The 22,380-nt window shown below is 61.4% G+C and carries 21 protein-coding genes and 1 pseudogene; 14 read left to right on the top strand and 8 right to left on the bottom strand.

Annotated elements, in window-relative coordinates:
• Window positions 1–20: 20 nt before the first annotated feature.
• The 14 genes from hutH (at window position 21) to WH299_RS06635 (ending at window position 17,077) form a co-directional block, all read left to right on the top strand.
• Window positions 21–1,559 (top strand): histidine ammonia-lyase, encoded by a 1,539-nt coding sequence (hutH, locus tag WH299_RS06700; protein ID WP_339549902.1) that lies wholly within the window; start codon window positions 21–23, stop codon window positions 1,557–1,559.
• A gap of 201 nt (window positions 1,560–1,760) precedes the next feature.
• Entirely contained in the window at window positions 1,761–3,170 is a 1,410-nt protein-coding gene (locus WH299_RS06695; RefSeq protein ID WP_028615389.1) for an amino acid permease, read from the top strand.
• A 15-nt stretch (window positions 3,171–3,185) separates the two neighbouring features.
• Window positions 3,186–4,391: an imidazolonepropionase gene (gene hutI, locus WH299_RS06690; RefSeq protein ID WP_126569682.1), complete on the top strand. Its 1,206-nt coding sequence runs from the start codon at window positions 3,186–3,188 to the stop codon at window positions 4,389–4,391.
• A 12-nt stretch (window positions 4,392–4,403) separates the two neighbouring features.
• Entirely contained in the window at window positions 4,404–5,204 is an 801-nt protein-coding gene (hutG, locus tag WH299_RS06685) for an N-formylglutamate deformylase (protein ID WP_122730426.1), read from the top strand.
• A 190-nt stretch (window positions 5,205–5,394) separates the two neighbouring features.
• Entirely contained in the window at window positions 5,395–6,327 is a 933-nt protein-coding gene (locus tag WH299_RS06680) for a choline ABC transporter substrate-binding protein (protein ID WP_339549901.1), read from the top strand.
• Window positions 6,324–7,259, top strand: a complete 936-nt coding sequence (locus WH299_RS06675) for an alpha/beta hydrolase (RefSeq protein ID WP_339549900.1) — start codon at window positions 6,324–6,326, stop codon at window positions 7,257–7,259. Before WH299_RS06680 ends, WH299_RS06675 begins: the two co-directional genes overlap by 4 nt.
• Before the next feature lie 103 nt (window positions 7,260–7,362).
• The gene (gene pip, locus WH299_RS06670; RefSeq protein WP_123475232.1) at window positions 7,363–8,334 is read left to right on the top strand and encodes a prolyl aminopeptidase; all 972 of its coding nucleotides are present in this window, start codon (window positions 7,363–7,365) and stop codon (window positions 8,332–8,334) included.
• The gene (gene dtd, locus WH299_RS06665) at window positions 8,331–8,768 is read left to right on the top strand and encodes a D-aminoacyl-tRNA deacylase (protein ID WP_339549899.1); all 438 of its coding nucleotides are present in this window, start codon (window positions 8,331–8,333) and stop codon (window positions 8,766–8,768) included. Before pip ends, dtd begins: the two co-directional genes overlap by 4 nt.
• Window positions 8,769–9,035: 267 nt before the next feature.
• Window positions 9,036–10,772 (top strand): glucan biosynthesis protein G, encoded by a 1,737-nt coding sequence (locus WH299_RS06660; protein WP_028615395.1) that lies wholly within the window; start codon window positions 9,036–9,038, stop codon window positions 10,770–10,772.
• Window positions 10,765–13,335: a glucans biosynthesis glucosyltransferase MdoH gene (gene mdoH / locus WH299_RS06655; RefSeq protein ID WP_123475228.1), complete on the top strand. Its 2,571-nt coding sequence runs from the start codon at window positions 10,765–10,767 to the stop codon at window positions 13,333–13,335. Before WH299_RS06660 ends, mdoH begins: the two co-directional genes overlap by 8 nt.
• Before the next feature lie 186 nt (window positions 13,336–13,521).
• Window positions 13,522–14,322 (top strand): transporter substrate-binding domain-containing protein, encoded by an 801-nt coding sequence (locus WH299_RS06650; RefSeq protein WP_122730439.1) that lies wholly within the window; start codon window positions 13,522–13,524, stop codon window positions 14,320–14,322.
• A gap of 219 nt (window positions 14,323–14,541) precedes the next feature.
• Window positions 14,542–15,339, top strand: a complete 798-nt coding sequence (locus WH299_RS06645; RefSeq protein WP_025999974.1) for a transporter substrate-binding domain-containing protein — start codon at window positions 14,542–14,544, stop codon at window positions 15,337–15,339.
• A 51-nt stretch (window positions 15,340–15,390) separates the two neighbouring features.
• Complete coding sequence (locus WH299_RS06640; RefSeq protein ID WP_028615398.1) at window positions 15,391–16,350, top strand: amino acid ABC transporter permease; 960 nt, start codon at window positions 15,391–15,393, stop codon at window positions 16,348–16,350.
• Entirely contained in the window at window positions 16,343–17,077 is a 735-nt protein-coding gene (locus tag WH299_RS06635; protein ID WP_122730440.1) for an amino acid ABC transporter ATP-binding protein, read from the top strand. Before WH299_RS06640 ends, WH299_RS06635 begins: the two co-directional genes overlap by 8 nt.
• 172 nt (window positions 17,078–17,249) lie before the next feature.
• On the opposite strand, the gene WH299_RS29620 is transcribed toward WH299_RS06635, so the two are convergent.
• From WH299_RS29620 to hisI, 8 genes and pseudogenes are all read right to left on the bottom strand, one after another.
• On the bottom strand, window positions 17,250–17,963 hold the full coding sequence (locus tag WH299_RS29620; protein WP_371923933.1) for a methyl-accepting chemotaxis protein: 714 nt from the start codon (window positions 17,961–17,963) through the stop codon (window positions 17,250–17,252).
• Between the two features lie 144 nt (window positions 17,964–18,107).
• Window positions 18,108–19,076: pseudogene (locus WH299_RS29615) on the bottom strand (methyl-accepting chemotaxis protein); the annotation flags it as partial.
• A gap of 352 nt (window positions 19,077–19,428) precedes the next feature.
• Window positions 19,429–20,136 carry a 16S rRNA (uracil(1498)-N(3))-methyltransferase gene (locus WH299_RS06625; protein ID WP_122730444.1) on the bottom strand — a complete coding sequence of 236 codons (708 nt, stop codon included), beginning with the start codon at window positions 20,134–20,136 and terminating at the stop codon, window positions 19,429–19,431.
• A complete protein-coding gene (gene tatC / locus WH299_RS06620) occupies window positions 20,133–20,921 on the bottom strand; it encodes a twin-arginine translocase subunit TatC (protein WP_010213805.1) in 789 nt (262 codons plus the stop codon). The genes WH299_RS06625 and tatC overlap by 4 nt, the downstream gene beginning before the upstream one ends.
• Window positions 20,918–21,322 carry a Sec-independent protein translocase protein TatB gene (gene tatB, locus WH299_RS06615; protein ID WP_028615402.1) on the bottom strand — a complete coding sequence of 135 codons (405 nt, stop codon included), beginning with the start codon at window positions 21,320–21,322 and terminating at the stop codon, window positions 20,918–20,920. The genes tatC and tatB overlap by 4 nt, the downstream gene beginning before the upstream one ends.
• Before the next feature lie 10 nt (window positions 21,323–21,332).
• Complete coding sequence (locus WH299_RS06610; protein WP_016979166.1) at window positions 21,333–21,611, bottom strand: twin-arginine translocase TatA/TatE family subunit; 279 nt, start codon at window positions 21,609–21,611, stop codon at window positions 21,333–21,335.
• A 26-nt stretch (window positions 21,612–21,637) separates the two neighbouring features.
• The gene (locus WH299_RS06605) at window positions 21,638–21,970 is read right to left on the bottom strand and encodes a phosphoribosyl-ATP diphosphatase (RefSeq protein WP_003187881.1); all 333 of its coding nucleotides are present in this window, start codon (window positions 21,968–21,970) and stop codon (window positions 21,638–21,640) included.
• Between the two features lie 2 nt (window positions 21,971–21,972).
• Entirely contained in the window at window positions 21,973–22,365 is a 393-nt protein-coding gene (hisI, locus tag WH299_RS06600) for a phosphoribosyl-AMP cyclohydrolase (RefSeq protein ID WP_012721796.1), read from the bottom strand.
• Window positions 22,366–22,380 lie beyond the last annotated feature (15 nt).

Raw genomic sequence — 22,380 nt, 5'->3', positions numbered from 1 at the left:
AAGAACAATTCAAAAGGAGTATGAATGTGACTGCGCTAAACCTGATTCCAGGCCAACTGAGCCTTGCCCAACTGCGAGCCATCTACCAGCAGCCGGTAACCCTCAGTCTGGATGACAGCGCCACGGCGCAGATCGAAGCCAGTGTCGCCTGCGTGGAGCAGATTCTCGCCGAGAACCGCACCGCCTATGGCATCAACACCGGTTTCGGCCTGTTGGCCTCGACCCGCATCGCCAGCGAAGACCTGGAAAACCTCCAGCGTTCCCTGGTGCTGTCCCATGCTGCCGGTGTAGGTGAGCCGATCAGCGATGCGCTGGTGCGGCTGGTCATGGTGCTCAAGGTCAACAGCCTCAGTCGTGGGTTCTCCGGGATCCGCCGCCAGGTGATCGACGCGCTGATCGCGCTGATCAACGCCGAGGTGTACCCGCATATTCCGTTGAAGGGCTCGGTCGGTGCCTCCGGCGACCTGGCGCCCTTGGCGCACATGTCGTTGGTGCTGCTGGGCGAAGGCAAGGCACGCTACAAGGGCGAATGGCTGGAAGCCACCGAAGCGCTGAAGGTCGCCGGCCTCACGCCGTTGACCCTCGCAGCCAAAGAAGGCCTGGCGCTGCTCAACGGCACCCAGGTGTCCAGCGCGTACGCCCTGCGTGGCCTGTTCGAAGGTGAAGACCTGTTCGCCGGCGCCCTGGCGTGTGGCGCACTCACCGTGGAAGCGGTGCTGGGTTCGCGCTCACCCTTCGACGCACGCATTCATGCCGCACGCGGCCAGCGTGGGCAGATCGATTCGGCAGCGGCCTATCGTCACCTGCTGGGTGAAAGCAGTCAGGTGTCCCAGTCGCACCAGAACTGCGACAAGGTGCAGGACCCATACTCCCTGCGTTGCCAGCCGCAAGTCATGGGCGCGTGCCTGACCCAGTTCCGCCAGGCCGCCGAGGTGCTGGTGGTAGAGGCCAACGCCGTGTCGGATAACCCGCTGGTCTTTGCCGCCGAAGGTGACGTGATTTCCGGTGGTAACTTCCACGCCGAACCGGTGGCCATGGCCGCCGACAACATGGCGCTGGCCATCGCTGAAATCGGTTCCCTCAGCGAGCGCCGCATCTCGCTGATGATGGATAAGCACATGTCGCAACTGCCGCCGTTCCTGGTGGGCAATGGTGGCGTGAACTCCGGCTTCATGATCGCCCAAGTGACCGCCGCCGCGCTCGCCAGCGAAAACAAGGCGCTGGCCCATCCCCATAGTGTCGACAGCCTGCCGACCTCGGCCAACCAGGAAGACCATGTGTCCATGGCCCCGGCTGCGGGCAAGCGCCTGTGGGAAATGGCTGAAAACACCCGTGGCGTTCTCGCCGTGGAATGGCTGGCCGCGTGCCAGGGCCTGGACCTGCGCGACGGCCTGAAAACTTCGCCTGCGCTTGAAAAGGCACGTGGGATTCTGCGTGACAAAGTGGCGTTCTATGAGAAGGACCGTTTCTTCGCACCGGACATCAACGCCGCCAGCGAGCTGTTGGCCAGCCGCTGCCTGAATGAGCTGGTGCCGGCCAAGTTGCTGCCGAGCCTGTAACCGCAACATTCTGTAGTGAGCGGGCTTGCCCCGCGCTGGGCTGCGCAGCAGCCCCAAAACCTGCCGCCGCGTTCCGCCTGAAGAAATGCGGTGGCAACTTCAGGGCCGCTTCGCAGCCCAGCGCGGGGCAAGCCCGCTCACTACAGTTGTCAGGTGACAGATTCGGATTTTTCTCGGGATAAAAATAACTAGGGAAGAGAAATGCACCAGCAAGAGAAAGGTTTGAAACGCGGGCTCAGCGCCCGACATATTCGCTTCATGGCACTCGGTTCTGCGATCGGCACCGGGCTGTTCTATGGCTCTGCCTCCGCCATCCAGATGGCCGGCCCCGCCGTGCTGCTGGCCTACCTGATCGGCGGCGCCGCCGTGTTCATGGTGATGCGTGCCCTCGGCGAAATGGCTGTGCACAACCCGGTGGCTGGTTCTTTTGGCCAGTACGCCAGCACCTACCTGGGCCCCATGGCCGGGTTTATCCTCGGGTGGACCTACGCGTTTGAAATGATCATCGTCTGCCTGGCTGATGTGACCGCCTTCGGTATCTACATGGGCTTCTGGTTTCCCGAAGTCGCGCGTTGGGTCTGGGTGCTCGGCATTGTGTTTTTGATCGGCGGCCTGAACCTGTGCAACGTCAAAGTGTTTGGCGAAATGGAGTTCTGGCTGTCGCTGCTCAAGGTAGGCGCCATCGTGGCGATGATCCTCGGCGGTTTCGGCATCATGCTGTTCGGTATTCATTCTGCCGGTGAAACCCAGGCCAGCGGCCTTAGCAACCTGTGGGCCCACGGCGGCTTCATGCCTAATGGCGTCGGCGGCCTGATCGCCTCGTTCGCAGTGGTGATGTTTGCCTTTGGCGGCATCGAAATCATTGGCATCACCGCCGGCGAAGCCAAGGACCCGCAACGCGTGATCCCCAAGGCGATCAACGCGGTGCCGCTGCGTATCCTGCTGTTCTACGTACTGACTTTGTTTGTGCTGATGGCCATCTATCCATGGCCGCAGATCGGCAGCCAAGGCAGCCCGTTTGTGCAGATCTTTAGCAACTTGGGCATCGGCTCGGCGGCGACCATTCTCAATATCGTGGTGATCTCGGCGGCCGTTTCGGCCATCAACAGCGACATCTTCGGCGCTGGCCGCATGATGTACGGCTTGGCCCAGCAAGGGCAGGCGCCCAAGGGCTTCGCGCAATTGTCCAAGCACGGCGTGCCGTGGATGACCGTGCTGGTGATGGGCGCAGCGCTGCTCGGCGGCGTAGTGCTCAACTACCTGATCCCGGAAAACGTGTTCCTGCTGATCGCCTCGATTGCCACCTTCGCCACCGTGTGGGTGTGGCTGATGATCCTGTTCACCCAGGTCGCCATGCGCCGTTCGATGACTAAAGAGCAGGTGGCCGAACTGAAATTCCCCGTGCCGTTCTGGCCCTATGCGCCGGCGGCCGCCATTGTATTCATGCTGTTCGTGTTTGGCGTGCTGGGTTACTTCCCGGACACCCAGGCCGCTTTGCTGGTCGGTGCTGTGTGGATCGTGCTGCTGGTGGTGGCTTACCTGCTGTGGGTCAAGCCCGCTGCCGGGCAAGCGGCCAAGGTCCATTACGATCCGGCTTTGTCTCATCGTTAATCTAGGGAGGCGTTGATGAAAACGCTTTGGCAACACTGTCACGTCGCAACCATGGCACAGGGCAAATACTCGATCATCGAGGATGCCGCCATGGTGACCGTCGGTTCGCTCATCGAGTGGATCGGCCCCCGCAGCCAGGCACCCACGGCGGATTACGCCCAGGTGCATGACCTGCAAGGCGCGTGGGTGACCCCCGGCCTGATCGACTGCCACACCCATACGGTGTTTGGCGGTAACCGCAGCGGCGAGTTCGAGCAACGCCTCGAAGGCGTGAGCTACGCCGAGATCGCGGCCAAGGGCGGCGGTATTGCCAGCACTGTGCGTGCCACCCGTGCGGCGACGGAAGATGAACTGTTTGCCAGCGCTGAAAAGCGCCTGCGCAGTCTGCTACGGGACGGCGTGACCACCGTAGAGATCAAGTCCGGCTACGGCCTGGACCTGGCCAATGAACGCAAAATGCTGCGCGTAGCCCGTCGTCTCGGTGAAGCACTGCCGGTCAGCGTGCGCGCCACGTGCCTGGCGGCCCACGCGTTGCCGCCGGAATACAAGGACCGCGCCGACGACTACATCGAGCACATCTGCGCCGAAATGCTGCCAGCCTTGGCGGCGGAAGGGCTGGTGGACGCGGTGGATGCGTTTTGTGAATACCTGGCGTTTTCCACCGAGCAGGTGGAGCGCGTGTTCAAAGTTGCCCAGCAACTCGGCCTGCCGGTGAAGCTGCATGCCGAGCAACTCTCGTCGCTGCACGGCTCCAGCCTCGCCGCGCGTTACCAGGCGCTGTCGGCGGACCACCTGGAGTTCATGACTGAAGAAGACGCCATCGCCATGGCCGCTTCCGGCACCGTCGCGGTCTTGCTGCCGGGCGCGTTCTACTTCCTGCGCGAAACCCAGTTGCCGCCGATGGACGCCCTGCGCAAGCACGGCGTGAAGATCGCCATCGCCAGCGACCTCAACCCCGGCACCTCGCCAGCGCTGTCGGTGCGCCTGATGCTGAACATGGCCTGCACTCTGTTCCGCATGACCCCGGAAGAAGCCCTGGCCGGCGCCACGCAACATGCCGCCACTGCGTTGGGCATGGGCGACACCCACGGCTCCCTGGAAGTCGGCAAGGTGGCGGACTTCGTCGCCTGGCAGATCGATCGTCCCGCCGACCTGGCCTATTGGCTGGGCGGCGAGTTGGATAAACGCGTCGTACGCCATGGCGTCGACGTCACTGTTTGAGGAGTGCTGTTCGTGGATAAGGTTCTGAACTTCAAACAAGGCCGTGTGCCGCTGCTGATCAGCATGCCCCACGCCGGTCTGCGCCTGACGCCTGCTGTCGAGGCGGGGTTGATCCCCGAGGCGCAAAGCCTGCCGGACACCGACTGGCACATCCCCGCATTGTATGACTTTGCCGAAGAACTGGGCGCCAGCACCTTGGCGGCCGAGTACTCGCGCTTCGTCATCGACCTTAACCGTCCCTCCGACGACAAGCCGCTGTACGCGGGCGCCACCACCGGCCTGTACCCGGCCACGCTGTTCGACGGCGTGCCGTTGTTCCAGGAAGGCCTGGAACCCAGCGAGACCGAACGTGCCAGCTACCTGCAAAAGGTCTGGGGCCCGTATCACCGCACGCTGCAGGAAGAGCTGGCACGGCTCAAGGCCGAGTTCGGCTACGCCTTGCTGTTCGATGCGCACTCGATCCGTTCGGTCATCCCGCACCTGTTCGAAGGCAAGCTGCCGGACTTCAACCTCGGCACTTTCAATGGCGCCGCCTGTGATCCGGAGCTGGCCAGCCAACTGGAGGCCATTTGCGCGGCGCATCCGCAGTACACCCATGTGCTGAACGGGCGTTTCAAGGGCGGCCATATCACCCGGCATTACGGTGACCCGGCGCAGGATATCCATGCGGTGCAGCTGGAGTTGTGCCAGAGCGCCTATATGGAAGAGTTCGAACCGTTCCGTTATCGACCGGATCTGGCCGAGCCGACGCGGGTGGTGCTCAAGCAATTGCTCGACGGGTTGTTAGCCTGGGGGCAACAGCGTTACGGCTGAAATAGTTATCGCAGGCAAGCCAGCTCCCACAATGAACCGGGTTCACACGGTCAAAATGTGGGAGCGGGCTTGCCCGCGATGACGGCCGCACAGTCGCCCCAGTGCAACTGCCCGTCGCCCCAGTTCGTGTTGACTCAGGCTCCACTGGTTAAGGTTGTGGAATAACAACAGCCAAGTGAGACCACCCCCCATGCAAAAAACCTTGTTGAGCCTTATCGGCGCCGCACTGTTCAGTGCACACGCCATGGCCGCTGAGCCGGCCTCCTGCAAGAACATCCGCATGGGCGTGGTCAGCTGGACTGACGTGGTCGCCACCTCCGGTATGGCCGACGTGTTGCTCAATGGCCTCGGCTACGACAGCAAACAGACCAGCGCCGTGCAGCAGATCATCTTTGCCGGCATCCGCGACAAGCGCCTGGATATTTTCCTCGGTTACTGGAAGCCGGCGATGGACAACAACATCGCGCCGTTCCTGGCGGCCAAGCAGGTCAAGGTGTTCGATACGCCCAGCCTCGCCGACGCCCAGGCCACACTGGCCGTGCCGCAATACGTGGCCGACGCAGGCTTGAAGACTTTCGCCGACATCGCCCGCTTCAAGGACAAGCTGGGCGGCAAGATCTATGGGATCGAGCCAGGCAGCGGCGCCAATACCGATATCCAGAAAATGATCGACACCAACCACTTTGGCCTCGGCGGCTTCAAGCTGGTGGCTTCCGGTGAAGCCGGAATGCTGGCGGCGGTGCAGCGGGCGGTGAATCGCAAGGAGTTTGTAGTGTTCGTCGGTTGGACCCCGCACCCGATGAACATCAATATGAAGATGGCGTACCTCACCGGCAGTGAAGACGTGTTCGGCCCCGACGAAGGCCGCGCCACCGTCTCCACCGTCACCGCGCCGGATTTTGCCGAGCGCTGCCCCAACGCCAATCGCTTGTTGGAGAACCTCACCTTCACCGCCGCCCAGGAAAGCCAGTTGATGGTGCCGATCATGGAGCGAAAGTCGCCGCAGGATGTGGCCAAGCAATGGTTGCGTTACCATCCCGAGGATTTGCAGCGCTGGCTGGCTGGGGTCAAGGCGTTTGATGGCAGCGACGGTGCCACGGCGGTCCAGGCGAGTTTGAAATGAGTCGATACCCTATTTCGCCTGAGTTGGCAGCGTTCGTGGAGAAGACGGAGTCCTTCACCAGCGACGACTCTTCGCTGGCAGGCTTACGTCAAAATTACGACCGCATGTGCCAGGCGTTTACCCCGCCGAAACCAGAAAGCTTGCAGGTCGAGGACTTCGCCTTGGCCGGCGTAGGCGTGCGCAGTTATCTGCCGGCCGCGCCGATGCCTCCTGACGGCTGGCCATGCCTCCTTTATATGCACGGCGGCGGCTGGGTGGTCGGCGACCTGGATTCCCACGATTTCATCTGCTTCGAACTGGCCACGGCCTTGCAAGTCTTGGTGATCGCCATTGATTATCGGCTGGCGCCTGAACACCCGTTCCCGGCCGCCTACGAGGATTGTCGTGCCGTGTGGCAGGCAATCCAGGCGGGGCAGGCGCCCTATGCCATCGACGTGCAGCGTTTGGTGGTCATGGGCGACAGTGCGGGCGGCAACCTGGCGGCAGCATTGTGTACGGGATTGCGTGACGACGGGCAACCGTTGCCGCGAGCCCAGGTCTTGATCTATCCGGGGTTGGGCGGCCCCTCCGACCTGCCATCGCGGGGTGACTGCATGGACGCGCCCCTGCTCAGCAGCGCCGACACCGACTGCTACTTGGCGCTGTACCTGCAGGGCAGCGGCAAACCGTCGCCCTACGCCATGCCGCTGCTGGCCGCAGACTTCAGCGGTTTGCCCAAGGCGTTCATCGCCGTGGCCCAGTTCGACCCGCTGCGCGACGACGGCATGCTTTACGCTGAACGCCTGCAAGCGGCGGGCGTAGCCACCGTGCTGTATCCCGGCAAAGGCCTGGTGCACGGCTGCCTGCGGGCGCGGCGGCAGGTGCCGGAAGTGGACCGGCTCTACGATTACCTGCTGGATTACCTAGGGGGCGAAGGGCTGACACAGGTCTAAGTGCTCTAGGACATGCTCATTGCACAATTCGGGTTTATAGTGCCAGACGGCAAAATAAAAGACGTCCCCCCAGGGATGAACCCGACCCCTTACGGAGCGCGCAATGCAGACTTGGTTCCCGCAGATCAAACCCCACGCCCGGCACGATCTGGCTGTCGATGACACCCACACGCTGTACGTCGACGAAAGTGGCTCCCCCGAAGGTTTGCCCGTTGTCTTCATCCATGGTGGCCCTGGTGCCGGTTGTGATGCCCAGAGCCGCTGCTATTTCGATCCGAACCTGTACCGCATCGTTACTTTCGACCAGCGTGGTTGCGGGCGCTCCACCCCGCGCGCCAGCCTGGAAAACAACACCACCTGGGACCTGGTCGCCGACCTAGAGCGCATCCGCGAGCACCTGGGCATCGACAAGTGGGTACTGTTCGGCGGCTCCTGGGGCTCGACCCTGGCCCTGGCCTACGCGCAAACCCATCCGGAGCGGGTGCTCGGCCTGATTGTGCGCGGCATTTTCCTGGCACGTCCGCAGGACATTCACTGGTTCTATCAGGAAGGGGCAAGCCGCCTGTTCCCTGATTACTGGCAGGACTACCTCGCGCCGATCCCGCCGGAAGAGCGCCACGACATGATCGCGGCCTACCACAAGCGCCTCACCGGCAACGATCAGATCGCCCAGATGCACGCGGCCAAAGCCTGGTCCGGCTGGGAAGGGCGCATGCTCGGCCTGTGCCCGAGCCCACAGCATGTGGAGCGGTTTTCCGAGCCGCAACGCGCCCTGTCCATCGCGCGGATCGAGTGCCACTACTTCACCAACAACTCGTTTCTGGAGCCTAACCAGCTGATCCGCGATATGCACAAGATCGCCCATCTGCCTGGCGTAATCATCCACGGGCGCTACGATATGATTTGCCCTTTGGATAACGCTTGGGAGTTGCACCAGGCGTGGCCCAACAGTGAGTTGCAGGTGATTCGCGAGGCCGGCCATGCGGCGTCCGAACCCGGCATCACCGATGCCTTGGTGCGTGCGACCAGTGAAATGGCACGTCGCTTGCTCGACCTGCCGCCTGAAGAAGCATGAAGGGCCTGCTGCAACGGGTGCGCGGCGCCCGCGTCGAGGTGGCGGGCGAAATCGTCGGCGCCATCGACCAGGGTTTGCTGGTGCTGGTGGCCGTCGAGCCTACGGATACGCCGGAGAGTGCCGATAAGCTGTTACACAAGCTGTTGAACTATCGGGTGTTCAGTGACGACGAAGGCAAGATGAACCTGTCATTGAAGGATATCGACGGCGGTTTGCTGCTGGTGTCGCAGTTCACCCTGGCGGCCGATACCAAGAGCGGGCTGCGGCCGAGCTTCTCCACAGCGGCCCCGCCGGCCCTGGGAGCAGCGCTTTTTGATCACTTGCTGTTACAAGCGCAACAATTGCATGGCAAGGTGGCGTCAGGGCGTTTTGGCGCCGATATGCAGGTGCATTTGGTCAATGATGGCCCTGTGACCTTCCTCTTGCAGACGTGAATGTATTAAAAACGACTTTTAATGCCTAAAAACGCAGGGTTTCGCTACAAATACTTCGTTATCCCTGATGCGTTGTATCGCGGGCTACTAGATAATCGCGCGCTACGGGGATCAGCGTTGTTTGGTCCATTTTTGACTTAAGTAGAGACTTGTCCGATCGCCAATGGGGAATCATTTCGCCCCAGGGGAGTCGGAACAATGCTCGCCAACCTGGCATATAGATAGCTGGCCGTTGGTTTTTTGATCTGTTTTCGGCGAGGGTTGCTCGTGATTGTTAGTCCCTGTAATGCACCAAAATTGTCTGCCAAACGGTTACGAAACGCACTGGTGACGGGCTCCGCCCTGTTTTGCCTGTTCGGCGCGGGTCAACTGTGGGCATTCAGTCTGGATGATGTGTCGGCCAAGGCAAAAGAGCTGGCCGGGCAGAAATACGAAGCTCCGCGCAGCAATCTGCCGAACGAATTCCGTGAAATGAAGTTCGCGGACTACCAGAAGATTCGTTTCCGCAACGAAAAAGCCGAGTGGGCCGATCAGAACACCCCGTTCAAGCTGTCCTTCTATCACCAGGGTATGCACTTCGATACACCGGTGAAAATCAACGAAGTCACCGCCGACAGCGTCCAGGAAATCAAATACGACCCGACGCGCTTCGATTTTGGCGACGTGAAGTTTGATCCTAAAGCCACCGAACAGCTGGGTTATGCCGGCTTCCGTGTGCTGTACCCGATCAACAAGGCCGACAAGCAAGACGAAATCATGACCATGCTGGGCGCGAGCTACTTCCGCGTGGTCGGCAAGGGCCAGGCGTATGGCCTGTCTGCCCGTGGCATGGCGATCGACACCGCATTGCCGTCCGGGGAAGAGTTCCCGCGGTTCACCGAGTTCTGGATCGAGCGTCCAAAGCCGGGTGAGAAACAATTGGTGATCTTTGCCTTGCTGGATTCCCCGCGGGCTACTGGCGCTTATCGCCTGATCCTGCGTCCGGGCACCGACACCATTGTCGACGTGAAATCCCAGATGTTCCTGCGTGACAAGGTCAGCAAGCTGGGCGTTGCCCCGTTGACCAGCATGTACCTGTTCGGCGCGAACCAGCCTTCCAAAGTGCTGAACTACCGTCGTGAACTGCACGACTCCAGCGGTCTGTCGATCCATGCCGGCAACGGCGAGTGGATCTGGCGCCCACTGAACAACCCGAAACACCTGTCGGTCAGCAACTTCACCGTAGAGAACCCGAAAGGTTTCGGCCTGCTGCAACGCGGTCGCGACTTCAGCCACTACGAAGACCTCGACGACAACTACGACAAGCGCCCAAGCGCCTGGATCGAGCCTGAGGGCGACTGGGGCAAAGGCACCGTCAACCTGGTGGAAATCCCAACCGCCGACGAAACCAACGACAACATCGTTGCGTTCTGGAGCCCGGCCGAGCTGCCTGAAGTCGGCAAGCCACTGGATGTTTCCTACCGCCTGCACTGGACCATGGACGAAAAGTCCCTGCACCCGAGCGACAGCGCGTGGGTCAAGCAAACCCTACGTTCTACCGGTGACGTGAAGCAATCCAACCTGATCCGCCAGCCTGACGGCAGCGTGGCCTACCTGGTGGACTTCGAGGGCCCATCCCTCAAGGCCCTGCCGTCGGATGCCCCGGTGCGCAGCCAAGTGAGCGTCAGCGACAACGCCGAACTGGTTGAAAACAGTGTGCGCTACAACGAACACACGAAAGGCTGGCGCCTGACCCTGCGCATGAAGATCAAGGACGCAGGCAAGCCGACCGAAATGCGCGCTGCGCTGGTGCAGGACGTTCCGCCGCCGGCTCCTGAGCAGGATTCCAGCCACGTGCTCAAGGCTGACAAGGTCCTGGCCAAGCAGCACGAGAAACAGGCCAAGAAAGACGCGAAAGACAAGGAAGCCAAGCAGCCAGAAGCTGCCCCAGCCACACCGGAGCCGATCAAGACCGAACAAGTCCTGACCGAAACCTGGAGCTACCAGTTGCCTGCCGATGAGTAATTCTCAAGTCCAGCCAGAAACTCTGCAGGAGTATCTGGCGCATCTACCGATGACCGCTGAGCAGCGCGCCGAACTGGCGGGTTGCACATCCTTCACCGAGTTGCACGAACGCTTGTCGTCGTCGACCTTCGATGCGCCGGTCGATGCCGCCCAGGCGTCGGTTGGCCGCCGGTTGACCCTCAACACCGCCGAAGAGCTGCAAGACGCCGAAATGCTGGCGGTCGACGCCGCCGGTCGCGTGTGCTTGAAGGCCACGCCGCCGATCCGTCGTACCCGCGTGGTGCCGGAGCCGTGGCGCACCAATATCCTGGTGCGCGGCTGGCGCCGTATCACCGGGCGCAGCAATCCTCCGGCGCCGCCGAAGGATGAGCGTGTATTGCCGGCTGCGCGCTGGCGTACGGTCGGTTCGATCCGTCGTTACATCCTGCTGGTGCTGATGCTCGGCCAGACCATCGTTGCCGGTTGGTACATGAAAGGCATCATGCCGTACCAGGGTTGGTCGCTGGTCGACTTCGACGAAATCCGTAACCAGACCCTGCTGCAAACTGCTACCCAGGTACTGCCTTACGCCCTGCAAACCAGCATCCTGATTATGTTCGGGATCTTGTTCTGCTGGGTGTCAGCCGGTTTCTGGACCGCGTTGATGGGCTTCCTGGAACTGCTGACCGGCCACGATAAATACCGCATCTCCGGTAAAAGTGCCGGTGACGAGCCGATTCCGAAAGATGCCCGTACCGCGTTGGTGATGCCGATCTGCAACGAAGACGTGCCTCGGGTATTTGCCGGTTTGCGTGCCACGTTCGAGTCGGTCGCCGCCACGGGTGATCTGGATCGCTTCGATTTCTTCGTGCTCAGCGACAGTAATGATGCCGATATCTGCATCGCCGAACAGCAAGCCTGGCTCGACGTGTGCCGCGAGGCCGGTGGTTTCGGCAAGATCTTCTATCGCCGTCGCCGCCGTCGCGTAAAGCGCAAGAGCGGCAACCTCGACGACTTCTGCCGTCGCTGGGGCGGTGACTACAAGTACATGGTTGTGCTCGACGCGGACAGCGTGATGAGCGGCGAATGCCTGACCAGCCTGGTACGTTTGATGGAAGCCACGCCGGATGCAGGGATCATCCAGACCGCGCCGCGTGCGTCGGGCATGGACACCCTGTATGCGCGCATGCAGCAGTTCGCTACCCGCGTGTATGGCCCGCTGTTCACCGCCGGCCTGCACTTCTGGCAGCTGGGTGAATCCCACTACTGGGGTCACAACGCAATCATCCGCATGAAGCCGTTCATCGAGCACTGCGCCCTGGCGCCGTTGCCGGGCAAAGGCGCGTTCGCCGGTTCCATTCTGTCCCACGACTTCGTTGAAGCTGCGCTGATGCGCCGTGCCGGCTGGGGCGTGTGGATTGCCTACGACCTGCCGGGCAGCTACGAAGAGCTGCCGCCGAACCTGTTGGACGAACTCAAGCGTGACCGTCGTTGGTGCCACGGTAACCTGATGAACTTCCGCCTGTTCCTGGTCAAGGGCATGCACCCGGTGCACCGTGCGGTGTTCCTGACCGGTGTGATGTCCTACCTGTCGGCGCCGTTGTGGTTCCTGTTCCTGGTGCTGTCCACGGCGTTGCTGGCGGTGAATACCCTGATGGAGCCGCAGTACTTCATGGCACCACGCCAGTTGTACCCGCTGTGGCCGCAATGGCATCCGGACAAGGCGGTGGCGCTGTTCTCTACCACCATCGTGCTGCTGTTCCTGCCGAAACTGCTGAGCATCATCCTGATCTGGGCCAAGGGCGCGAAAGAGTTCGGCGGCAAGTTCAAGGTGACCTTGTCGATGCTGCTGGAGATGCTGTTCTCCATGCTGCTGGCGCCGGTGCGGATGATTTTCCACACCCGTTTCGTGCTCGCCGCGTTCCTCGGCTGGGCCGCAACCTGGAACTCACCGCAGCGTGACGACGACTCCACCCCATGGAGCGAAGCGGTCAAGCGCCACGGTCCGCAAACCGTGCTGGGCTTCCTGTGGGCCCTGTTGGTAGTGTGGTTGAACCCGAGCTTCCTGTGGTGGTTGGTGCCGATCGTGGGTTCGCTGATGCTGTCGATCCCGGTCTCGGTGATCTCCAGCCGTGTCGGGCTGGGCCTCAAGTCCCGCGACGAGAGCCTGTTCCTGATCCCCGAGGAATACAATCCGCCACAGGCCTTGCTGTCGACCGAGTTGTACACCCACGAAAACCGTTGGCACGCGCTGAACGACGGCTTCGTGCGTTCGGTGGTCGACCCACAGCAGAACGCCCTTGCCTGTGCCCTGGCGACGTCGCGTCACCGTGAGGCCGAGCCGATCGAGTACCTGCGTACCGAACGTGTGCGTCATGCGTTGAAAGTCGGCCCCGCTGGCCTCAACAACGGCGAACGCCTGGCCCTGCTGAGCGACCCGGTCGCCCTGGCGCGCCTGCATGAGCACGTCTGGAGCGAAGGCCATGCCGAGTGGCTCGCCGCCTGGCGTGACTCGATCAAGGCTGATCCGCACGCGCCGTTGCTGCCGCTGCAACCGTTGTCGTCCCAGGCCCAACCGGCCTGATTCAGACGCCCCCGAGGGTTCTCCTCGGGGGTGTTCGACGCGCTGGTCCTACAGCGTTTCCCCCTTCCTCCTCCCTTACGCCAAGCCCTTGTTTTTTCGAAACAAAAGACCCTTGTTCGAGGCGTATTGCTGTGCCTGTGACTGAGTTAGCATCGCCCCGGATTTGGACTTGCCACAGGGGTATTTATGAGCAAAGGCTATTGTTTGGCACTGCTGCTAAGCGCTGCTGCATTGATTCACACGGGGTTGGCACAGGCCGGCGCGATTGACGACGCCGTTCGACGCGGCGTACTGAAGGTCGGCACTACGCCCACCTACGTGCCCTTCGAAATGACCGACAAACAGGGCCGCATCGTCGGCTTTGAAATCGACCTGCTCAACGTCATGAGCCAAGCGCTGGGTGTGGAGCTTGAGCTGGTCGCGGTGCCTTACACCGAACTGGTAGCGGGGTTGCAGGCGAAGAAGTTCGACCTGATCGGCAGCGGTATGACCATCACCCAAGAGCGCAACCTCAAGCTGAACTTCAGCGACTCGTTCATTGTGGTCGGCCAGTCCGCGTTGTTGCACCCACGCCTGGCGGGCAAGGTCAGCAGTGTGGAAGACCTGGATGACGCCAGCTACCGGATCGCCGCTACCGAAGGCACTACCGGCGAGGCGGCCGCGCGACGGTTTCTAGGGGCGGCCCGAGTCAGCAGTTTCTCAACACCGGAGGAAGGGGTACGCCAAGTGGTACAAGGCAAGGCCGATGCTTTTATTCATGACGCGCCCTACAACCTGATCGCCCTGAGTCGCGCGGAGAACGGCACCCTACTGGCGCTTGAGCAACCTTTCACGTTTGAACCCCTGGCGTTTGGCTTGAAAAAGGGTGATTTCGACAGCCTCAATTGGATCAACCATTTCCTCAACCAGATTGCCCAGGACGGCACCTACGATCATCTTCACGATAAGTGGTTTAAAGACACCGCCTGGCTGGCAGAGATCGACTGAAAGTCATAACTGCTTACACATCAAACCGTTGCTTCGATCGCCCCTGCACGTGTCTACGCCTGCCCTTTGCTGTCCTGTTGTGGGGCTTTTCCGACATACGCCGATAACAAATAGCCGTGAAACCTTTGTGACAGCAGACGAGTGGGTTAGGATCGCACCCCGAAATGGTGCAGCCCGTTTGCGCGCCGACCTTATAAGAATCGTTCAGGGGACTTGATGATGAAAAAGTATCTTTCGATGCTGCTGCTAGGCGTCACCGCGCTGGTCGCGGTCAATGCGGCCCAGGCCGGCGCCATCGATGATGCGGTCAAGCGCGGTACGCTGAAAGTCGGCATGGACCCGACCTACATGCCGTTCCAGATGACCAACAAGCGCGGCGAAATCATCGGTTTCGAAGTGGACATCCTCAAGGCCATGGCCAAGTCCATGGGCGTCAAGTTCGAACCGATCTCCACCGGCTACGACGGCATCATCCCGGCGCTGCTGACCAACAAGTTCGACATGATCGGCAGCGGCATGACCCTGACCCAGGAACGCAACCTGCGCCTGAACTTCAGCGAACCCTTCATCGTGGTCGGCCAGACCCTGCTGATCCGCAAGGAACTGGAAGGCACAATCAAGTCCTACAAAGACCTGAACGACGAGAAATACCGCCTGACCTCCAAGCTCGGCACCACCGGTGAGATGGTCGCAAAGAAGCTGATCTCCAAGGCCAAGTACCACGGCTACGACAACGAGCAGGAAGGCGTGCTGGACGTGGTCAACGGCAAGGCCGATGCCTTTGTGTATGACGCGCCGTACAACGTGGTTGCCGAGAAGAAAGTCGGTAACGGCAAGCTGGTATACCTCGAAGAACCCTTCACCTTCGAACCCCTGGCGTTCGGCCTGAAAAAAGGCGACTACGACAGCATCAACTTCATCAACAACTTCCTGCACCAGATCCGTAACGACGGCACCTACGATCGCATCCATGACAAGTGGTTCAAGAGCTCCGAGTGGCTCAAGGACATGGAATAAGGCTGGTTTGTAGTGAGCGGGCTTGCCTTAGACTTTTTTGGATGTTGAGTAATGAAACAGAAAAAAGCCCAATGGCCCTGGCACCTGCTGACGGTGGTCGTGCTGGTCGGTCTGGCTGGCGCCTTGTACTACGCCACCTCGTTGATGTCCTACGAGTGGCGCTGGAACCGCGTGCCGCAGTACTTCGCCTACCAGGCTGAAACGTCCCAGCGCGCCGCTGATATCTCCACCGTTGTCGAGTTGGTACGCAAAGGCGATGTCGCCGAAGTGACCCTGCGCAACGACGCAGGCGCCGAGCAGAAGCTGACCGTTGCCGACAACAGCCTGCAAGTGGCGCGTGGCGACGATGTGGCCGAAGGCGACGTGGTGGGCGTGACCCGCCATTGGGCGCTGGGCCCGCTGATGTGGGGGTTGTGGACCACGTTGTGGCTGTCGGTGGTGTCGGGCATCCTGGGCCTGGCGATCGGTTTGGCGACTGGCTTGTGCCGGTTGTCCAGCAACCCGACCTTGCGAGATCTGTCGACGATCTACGTCGAGCTGGTGCGCGGTACGCCGCTATTGGTGCAGATCTTCATTTTCTATTTCTTTATCGGCACGGTGCTCAACCTGTCCCGGGAATTTGCTGGGATCGCCGCGCTTTCGCTGTTTACCGGCGCCTATGTAGCGGAAATCGTGCGCGCTGGTGTGCAGTCCATCACCCGCGGCCAGAATGAAGCTGCGCGGTCCTTGGGCCTGAGCGCGAGCCAGTCGATGCGCCATGTGGTACTGCCGCAAGCATTCAAGCGCGTGTTGCCGCCATTGGCCGGGCAATTTATCAGCCTGGTAAAAGACACTTCGCTGGTCTCGGTGATTGCGATTACCGAACTGCTCAAAAGCGGCCGCGAAGTGATCACCACCTCGTTCTCGCCGTTTGAAATTCTGTTCTGTGTCGCAGGCCTGTACCTGCTGATCAACCTGCCGCTGTCGAAAATGGCCAGCCGGCTTGAGCGGAGGCTCGCGCAAAGTGATTGAAGTCCGCGATCTGGTAAAAGTCTTCGATACCCGTGGCCATGTGGTCCGTGCGGTCGACAACGTGAGCACTCAGGTGGCCAAAGGCGAAGTGCTGGTGGTGATTGGCCCGTCCGGCTCCGGCAAGTCCACCTTCCTGCGCTGCCTCAATGGCCTGGAAGAATTCGACTCGGGTTCGGTGAGCATCGACGGCCTGCAACTGGCTGATCCAAAAACCGACGTGAACGCCTATCGCCGCGAAGTCGGTATGGTGTTCCAGCATTTCAACCTGTTCCCCCACATGACGGTGCTGGAAAACCTGTGCCTGGCGCAAAAAGTCGTGCGCAAGCGCAGCAAGAAGGAACGCGAGGCCAAGGCCCTGGCGTTGCTGGAAAAGGTCGGAATTGCGCAGAAGGCCAACGAGTTTCCATCACGCTTGTCCGGTGGGCAGCAGCAGCGCGTCGCGATTGCCCGGGCTCTGGCGATGGACCCCAAGGTCATGCTGTTCGACGAGCCGACCTCGGCGCTGGACCCGGAAATGGTCGGCGAAGTGCTGGACGTGATGAAGACCCTGGCCCTGGAAGGCATGACCATGGTCTGCGTCACCCACGAAATGGGCTTTGCCCGTGAAGTGGCTGACCGGGTGCTGTTCTTCGACCATGGCAAACTGTTGGAAGACGCTGCCCCGGCCGCGTTCTTCGATGCGCCGAAGGACCCACGGGCCCAGGCCTTCCTGCGTCAGGTCTTATAGCCTGTTCCTGTGCGGGCTTGAGGCGGACGCTGGCATTGACCAGCAAGCGGGTCAGCCGAGAAAACATGGTGACCTCCGAATCTGAAGAAGCGTTTCGCAACTAATGAAACGCTAATTCGATTCGGCACAATGCTGGGCTGATCACTACGTAGGACGTTTCATCAAGTGTGGCTCAGATCCGGAAGCGGCCCACCAGCGTTTGCAGATAAATCCCCAGGCGGGCCAGTTCTGCACTGGACGCGGCGGTTTCTTCACTGGCTGACGAGGTCTGCTCCGACACATCACGCACGTTCAACACGCTGCGGTTGATCTCTTCAGCCACCGCGCTTTGCTGCTCGGCGGCGGTGGCGATCTGCGAGTTCATCGCCTGGATGGTCGAGACCGTGCGGGTGATGTTCGCCAGGGCGCTGCCGGCACGACGGGTCAGTTCGACGCTGCTGTCGGTCAGGCCGCGGCTGTTGTCCATGATGGTCGCTACTTGCTGGGTGCCGCTTTGCAGGCCGACGATCAGCTCTTCGATCTCTTCGGTGGACTTCTGCGTGCGTTGGGCCAGGCTACGCACCTCGTCCGCCACCACGGCGAAGCCACGCCCGGCTTCCCCGGCGCGCGCAGCTTCAATCGCGGCGTTGAGGGCCAGCAAGTTGGTTTGCTGGGCTACGGACTTGATCACATCGAGCACGCTGCCGATCTTGTCGCTTTCGCGCTTCAGGTCGCCCATGGCGACCGTGGAGTTACCCACCTCGGTGGCCAGGCGTTCGATCTGGGCGATGGCTTCGCCGACGACCTTGTCGCCTTCTCGGGCCTGTTGGTCAGCCGCTACGGCGGCTTCAGAGGCTTCCTCGGCGTTGCGCGCGACTTCCTGCACAGTGGCGGCCATTTCGTTCATGGCGGTGGCGACCTGGTCGGTCTCGACCTTCTGGCTATTGACCCCGGCGCTGGTCTGTTCGGTCACGGCCGACAATTGCTCGGCAGCGCTGGCGATCTGAGTGACGCCGTCGCTGATACCGCCTATCAGCTCGCGCAGGCCGACGGTCATGCTTTGCATGGCCCGTTGCAGTTGGCCCAGTTCGTCCTGGCGTGTGGAGGTCAGGTTGTGGCTCAGGTCGCCGGAGGCGACGCGCTCGGCCACCTTGAGGGTCTGGTTCAGCGGGATGACGATCTGGCGCGTGATCGCCCAGGCGGCCACCAGGCCGAAGATCAGCGCCAGCACGGTCGCCAGCAGCAAGAGTTGTTTGGCCTGCGCGGCGTCGGTGTCGCGCACCACCGTTTGCGAGGTGGTGAGTTTTTCGCTGTGAGCTTGCAGGATGTCGCCCTGGGCGCTCATGATTTTCAACGCCTCGGCGGCAGCGGTCTGGGAGTCACGGTACTGGCTGACGGCCGCGCGGTAGGCTTGCAACGAGGTGCTGGCCTCCTGCAGATTGGCCTGGTACTGCGCGGGCAGTTGGCCTTCCAGCTCGGTGATTTTCTTCACCGCGTTATCAATGGCGTCGAGGGCCGGTTGTTCAGCCTCGACTTTGGCGCTGTAGGTATAGCCGCGCACTTGGAAGCGCGCTTGCTGAATCAGTTTGCTCAGGTCGACCACGCTGTTGAACTGCGTGACGCTGTCACCTTGCAGCAGGCTTTTCTCGACCTCGCTGACCTTCGCCACGGCGTTGTCGGCGGTGTCGCCCAGTTTGCTGCGCGCACCTTCGCGTTTGAGCCCGGCCTGGACCATGGCGGCAAAGGCCTTTTTGTATTGGTTCAAGGCGTCTTGTTGCTGTTCCACAAGGGCCTTGTCGCCGGGTTGCTCGATCAGGTCGGCGGCGGTTTTGAGGCCACTGTCCAGCTTGGCGATCAGGCTATTGACCGCGTCGGTGCCTTGTTCGCCGCGCCGCATTTCGAAGTCCAGGCGCGCCAGGCGCAAGTCCTTGGTCAGGCCGTTGAGGCTGGAGATATAGCCCAGTTTGTCACCGCGACTGATCACGTCGCCTAGGCCGGTCCAGCCGGTGAAGGTGATCATCAACGTGAGCAGCAATACCAGGCCGAAGCCCACGCCGAGTTTGGTTTTGACGCTGACATTCCCCAGCTTTTCGGCTAACCAACGATACATGCTGCGAACTCCCCTGGAACAAGGCTTGGACTTATTAAGAGCTTATCGGCAGCGTAGGTGAGTTCTGTAGCAACAAGGTCGAATGTCGGAGAGGCTTTTTGTGGTGAGCGGGCTTGCCCCGCGCTGGGCTGCGCAGCGGCCCCAACAAGGACGCCGCAGTGTATCAGCAAGACCGCGATGCCTGGGTTTAGGGCGGCTCCGCCACCCAGCGCGGGGCAAGCCCGCTCACCACAAAAAGCCCATCCGTCCGGAGTAAGCGGGGTTAGAACAAGCGGGCGAGCAGGGCGGTGACGGCGGTTTCGACGCGCAGGATGCGGGCGCCGAGTTGTACCGGCTGCAAGCCGGCCTTGGCCAGCAGGTCCACTTCGTAGGGAATCCAGCCGCCCTCGGGACCAATCGCCAGGGTCACTGGCTCGTCGAGGCCGCGGGGGCAGTCTGGATAGTCGCCAGGATGACCGACCAGGCCCAGGGTGCCTTCAACCAGTGCCGGCAGGCGGTCTTCGACGAAGGGTTTGAAGCGTTTTTCGATAATGATCTCGGGCAACACCGTGTCCCGCGCCTGTTCCAGGCCGAGGATCAATTGCTCGCGAATCGCTTCGGGTTCCAGGAACGGGGTTTGCCAGAAGCTCTTTTCGACGCGGTAGCTGTTGAGCAGCACCACCTTGGGCACGCCCATGGCGGCCACGGTCTGCAACACTCGACGCAGCATCTTCGGGCGTGGCAGGGCCAGCAGCAGGGTCAGTGGCAGCTTGGCCGGTGGCGGCTGGTCGAAGCTGACTTGCAGCTCGGCTTCGGTGGCTTCCAGGCGCAGCAGTTGCGCATTGCCCATCCGTCCACTGATGCGGCCAACACGCAGGCTGTCGCCGACGGCGGCGCGGTGGACTTCCTGCATGTGCACCAGGCGTCGATCACGCAGCACCACACGGTCGGCCGCGATGAAGTCGGCCTCTTCAAGGAGCAGCAGGTTCACGGCTGGGTCGCTGGCGGCTGGTCGTCGTCGGGCTGGTCATCCGGGTGTTCGCCGCGCTTGCTGATCAAACCGCTGAACAGGATGCCGATTTCGAACAGCATCCACATCGGCACGGCCAGCAGGGTCTGGGAGAAGATGTCCGGTGGCGTAAGGATCATGCCGACCACGAAGCAGCCGATGATCACGTACGGGCGGATCTTCTTCAGGTACGCCACGTTGACCACGCCGATCCATACCAGCAGCACCACGGCCACCGGGATTTCGAAGGCCACGCCGAAGGCGAAGAACAGCGTCATCACAAAGTCGAGGTAGCTGGTGATGTCGGTCATCATTTCCACGCCGGCCGGGGTGGCGGCGGCGAAGAATTTGAAGATCAGCGGGAACACCAGGAAGTAGGCGAATGCCATGCCGGTGTAGAACAGCAGGATGCTCGACACCAGCAGCGGCACGGCGATGCGCTTCTCATGCTTGTACAGGCCCGGCGCGATAAAGCCCCAGATCTGGTGCAGGATCACCGGGATCGCCAGGAACAGCGACACCATCATGGTCAGCTTCAGCGGCGTGAGGAACGGCGACGACACGTCGGTGGCGATCATCGTCGCACCGGCCGGCAGGTACTGGCGCAGCGGCGTGGAGACGAAGGTGTAGATCTGCTGGGTAAAGGCGAACAACCCGGCAAAGATGATGAAGATGGCCGCTACGCAACGCAGCAGGCGGGTACGCAGCTCGGTGAGGTGCGAGACCAGCGGCATATGCTGGTCGTTTTCCGGTTTATCAGCGCTCATGGGGCTCGCGGCGGCAATGTAGGGTCATGGGGCGCGGGCGACGCGGTGGGCGTCGGCGCAGGCTCGGTGGGCGCGATCGGTGCCACGGGGGCGGCTTCGGCAACAGGCGCGATGCTGTTTTGGGCCACAGGCTCTGCCGGTTTGGCGGGCTCCTGCACCGGTGACAGAATCTTGCGGGCTTCCTGTTCCAACGAAAGGATGTGCTCGTTGTGCAGTTGCCGGCGGATCTCGTCGGCGCCGATTTCCCGTTCAACTTCCTGTTTGATGGCGTTGAAACTGCGTTTCAGGCGCCCGATCCACAGGCCGGCCGTACGTGCTGCACCGGGCAGGCGTTCCGGCCCCAGTACCAGCAAGGCTACGAGGCCGACAAGCAGCAGTTCAGAGAAGCTGATACCAAACATTAGTCAGTGCTCACGAGTCTTTGCGGGTCGGCTCTTCGACTTTCTCAGCCTGAACGTCGAACGTACGGCGCTCGGTGATCGGCTGGGTGGCCTGCGGGTGCACAGGCTGCGCCGGAGGCACCGGATTTACAGCCGGGTCGGCCGGTTTCTCATCGTCGTTCATGGCTTTACGGAAGCCCTTGATCGATTCGCCCACGTCGGTGCCCAGGTTCTTGAGTTTCTTGGTGCCGAACACCAGTACCACCACCACCAGAATGACGATCCAGTGTTTCCAGTCAAAAATGCCCATGCTGCAAATCCTCTAGTCTTGGTTATTCAGGCCGACGGGCGCGAGGCTTTCTCGGCATGCCCGGACAAGCCGAAGCGTCGGTCCAGTTCATCCAGCACAGCCTGCGGATGCTGCCCCAGTTGGGCGAGCATGACCAGGCTATGGAACCACAAGTCAGCGGTCTCGTAGATTACATCGCTGTAATCACCGCTGATTTGCGCGTCCTTGGCCGCAATGATGGTCTCGACGGATTCTTCGCCGAGTTTCTCCAGGATCTTGTTCAAACCCTTGTGGTACAGGCTGGCGACGTAGGAACTGTCGGCATCCGCGCCTTTGCGGTCTTCCAGCACCTGGGCCACGCGGTTCAGGGTATCGCTCATGTCTAGTGTCCTGCCGAGTAGATGGCGTGCGGGTCTTTGAGCACCGGCTCCACAACTTTCCATTCGCCGTTCTCGAACACGCGATAGAAGCAGCTGTGACGGCCGGTGTGGCAGGCGATGTCGCCGATCTGCTCGACCTTGAGGATCACCACGTCGGCGTCGCAGTCGATGCGCATCTCGTGCAGGGTCTGCACGTGCCCGGACTCTTCGCCCTTGCGCCACAGTTTGCCACGCGAGCGTGACCAATAGATGGCGCGCTGCTCAGTGGCGGTGAGGCTCAGGGCCTCGCGGTTCATCCAGGCCATCATCAGCACGCGCCCGGTCTTGTAGTCCTGGGCAATGGCCGGCACCAGGCCGTCACTGTCCCATTTGATCTCGTCCAGCCAGTCTTTCATGTTCGGCTCCGGCAA

Origin of the sequence: Pseudomonas sp. MYb541, assembly GCF_037479595.1 — a bacterium.
Lineage (GTDB): Bacteria > Pseudomonadota > Gammaproteobacteria > Pseudomonadales > Pseudomonadaceae > Aquipseudomonas > Aquipseudomonas canadensis.
Note: the sequence above shows the minus strand (reverse complement) of the source record. Positions and strands in the feature narration are given on the sequence as shown.

What these genes read in the sequence shown, in the direction of transcription:
- WH299_RS06640 (WP_028615398.1), top strand. Translation starts at nt 15,391, where the DNA reads ATGAAACAGAAAAAAGCCCAATGGCCCTGGCACCTGCTGACGGTGGTC.
- WH299_RS06610 (WP_016979166.1), bottom strand. Translation starts at nt 21,611, where the DNA reads ATGGGCATTTTTGACTGGAAACACTGGATCGTCATTCTGGTGGTGGTG.
- hutH (WP_339549902.1), top strand. Translation starts at nt 21, where the DNA reads ATGAATGTGACTGCGCTAAACCTGATTCCAGGCCAACTGAGCCTTGCC.
- tatB (WP_028615402.1), bottom strand. Translation starts at nt 21,322, where the DNA reads ATGTTTGGTATCAGCTTCTCTGAACTGCTGCTTGTCGGCCTCGTAGCC.
- hisI (WP_012721796.1), bottom strand. Translation starts at nt 22,365, where the DNA reads ATGAAAGACTGGCTGGACGAGATCAAATGGGACAGTGACGGCCTGGTG.
- tatC (WP_010213805.1), bottom strand. Translation starts at nt 20,921, where the DNA reads ATGAGCGCTGATAAACCGGAAAACGACCAGCATATGCCGCTGGTCTCG.
- WH299_RS06645 (WP_025999974.1), top strand. Translation starts at nt 14,542, where the DNA reads ATGAAAAAGTATCTTTCGATGCTGCTGCTAGGCGTCACCGCGCTGGTC.
- WH299_RS06650 (WP_122730439.1), top strand. Translation starts at nt 13,522, where the DNA reads ATGAGCAAAGGCTATTGTTTGGCACTGCTGCTAAGCGCTGCTGCATTG.
- pip (WP_123475232.1), top strand. Translation starts at nt 7,363, where the DNA reads ATGCAGACTTGGTTCCCGCAGATCAAACCCCACGCCCGGCACGATCTG.
- WH299_RS06675 (WP_339549900.1), top strand. Translation starts at nt 6,324, where the DNA reads ATGAGTCGATACCCTATTTCGCCTGAGTTGGCAGCGTTCGTGGAGAAG.
- dtd (WP_339549899.1), top strand. Translation starts at nt 8,331, where the DNA reads ATGAAGGGCCTGCTGCAACGGGTGCGCGGCGCCCGCGTCGAGGTGGCG.
- hutI (WP_126569682.1), top strand. Translation starts at nt 3,186, where the DNA reads ATGAAAACGCTTTGGCAACACTGTCACGTCGCAACCATGGCACAGGGC.
- WH299_RS06605 (WP_003187881.1), bottom strand. Translation starts at nt 21,970, where the DNA reads ATGAGCGATACCCTGAACCGCGTGGCCCAGGTGCTGGAAGACCGCAAA.
- mdoH (WP_123475228.1), top strand. Translation starts at nt 10,765, where the DNA reads ATGAGTAATTCTCAAGTCCAGCCAGAAACTCTGCAGGAGTATCTGGCG.
- WH299_RS06695 (WP_028615389.1), top strand. Translation starts at nt 1,761, where the DNA reads ATGCACCAGCAAGAGAAAGGTTTGAAACGCGGGCTCAGCGCCCGACAT.
- WH299_RS29620 (WP_371923933.1), bottom strand. Translation starts at nt 17,963, where the DNA reads ATGAACGAAATGGCCGCCACTGTGCAGGAAGTCGCGCGCAACGCCGAG.
- WH299_RS06680 (WP_339549901.1), top strand. Translation starts at nt 5,395, where the DNA reads ATGCAAAAAACCTTGTTGAGCCTTATCGGCGCCGCACTGTTCAGTGCA.